The 1,406-nt window shown below is 73.9% G+C and carries 2 protein-coding genes; both read right to left on the reverse strand.

All coding sequences use genetic code 11. The features are described from left to right. Positions 1 to 516: 516 nt before the first annotated feature. Entirely contained in the window at positions 517 to 777 is a 261-nt protein-coding gene (locus ACFRQN_RS40815) for a hypothetical protein (protein ID WP_380745703.1), read from the reverse strand. Beyond that, positions 774 to 1,124 (reverse strand): hypothetical protein, encoded by a 351-nt coding sequence (locus ACFRQN_RS40820; protein ID WP_380745706.1) that lies wholly within the window; start codon positions 1,122 to 1,124, stop codon positions 774 to 776. Before ACFRQN_RS40820 ends, ACFRQN_RS40815 begins: the two co-directional genes overlap by 4 nt. Positions 1,125 to 1,406: the final 282 nt, after the last annotated feature.

Here is a 1,406-nt window from a genome sequence, read left to right on the forward strand (position 1 = left end):
GTCCTCCCCGCGAGCGCGGGGGTCAGCCGCGCTGCTCGACCACGTCCAGTCCATACCCGAGGTCCTCCCCGCGAGCGCGGGGGTCAGCCGGTGGCCGAGGAGACGATCGCCAGCCTGCGCAGGTCCTCCCTGCGAGCGCGGGGGTCAGCCGGTGAGGGAGCGCGAGGAGGAGGACCCGGACGAGTCCTCCCTGCGAGCGCGGGGGTCAGCCGCCTGGAGATCACCCACGCCACGGCCCCGACGCGTCCTCCCCGCAGGCGCGGGGGTCAGCCGGGGCCTTGCCGACCGCGCCCCGTACGAGCGACGTTCTCCCCGCGAGCGCGGGGGTCAGCCGGCGGCCGACGCCGCCCAGGCTTCCGTGGCCCGGTCCTCCCCGCGCCTGCGGGGGTCAGCCGGTGTGGCGGTCGCCAGCGAGAACCACACCGAAGTCCTCCGCGAGCGCGGGGGTCAGCCGGTGGCCGACGCGGGCGGCATCCTCGCCTCCGTGCCCTCCCTGCTTCTGTGGGGGTCGGCCGGTCAGGGTGTCGGCGGTGGTGTGAGCTGGCAGACGACGACGAGCTCCAGGCGGGGGACGACGTAGTAGGTGAGCAGGCCGCCGGCGACGTCGAGGTAGCGCATCGGCTCGCCGCTGCCCTGGTAGGAGGTTCCGTCCAGGTAGAGCGCTTCGGCGGCGCGGACGAGTTCGTCGGCCCGCCGTGCGACGGCGGTGAGGAAGTCGGCCGGGGAGCCGGCGGTGACGTGCTGCTCGTTGGGGAGGTACTCCCAGCTCCAGGTCACGCGTTCACCGCTGCGTAGGCGGCGCGGTAGAGCTCGGCGACGGTGGTGGCGTGCTCGCGGCACTCCTGGACGGTGCCGGCGTGGTTGGCGAGGTAGTTCGCCCGGTGCCAGGCCTGCGCGGTGGCCGGGTGCCGCTCGATCTCCACGACGGCGGCCCAGTGCGCGACGAACGAGCGGAGCGGCTGGACACTCCCGCTGGCGATGGCCTCGGCCATGGCCCCCGTCTGCCCGTCGATCATCTCCGGAAGACGGTCCGCGGCGACGACCGCCAGCGCCGCCTTCAGCGCGGCCGGGTTCCGCTCGGGCCGGGGGATCAGCTCGACTCCGTCATGGACGGGCTGACTCATGGCGACACTCCATCTCTCGTCTGCTGCGAGGCTACCCGCTCCGGAGTCCTCCCCACGAGCGTGGGGGTCAACCGCTCCTGGGCGGCGGCCGCACCTGGGGGCACTTCGGTCCCCCCGAACCAGCGGGAGATCGGTTCCTCTTCGGGGCCGGCCGTCGTGCAGTGCCGCAGCTCTCCGGAGTGACTCCTCCCCCTGCCTCGTCCTCGCCCACGCAGACCCAAGCACCACCCGGGCCTTCAACGGTGTCCGCGCAGAACGGTGTCGTGGCCCTCTGCCACGATG

Origin of the sequence: Kitasatospora sp. NPDC056800, assembly GCF_042789775.1 — a bacterium.
Lineage (GTDB): Bacteria > Actinomycetota > Actinomycetes > Streptomycetales > Streptomycetaceae > Kitasatospora.

Bases quoted from the DNA above. Each gene is read 5' to 3' on its own strand.
- ACFRQN_RS40820 (WP_380745706.1), bottom strand. From the start codon at position 1,124: ATGAGTCAGCCCGTCCATGACGGAGTCGAGCTGATCCCCCGGCCCGAG.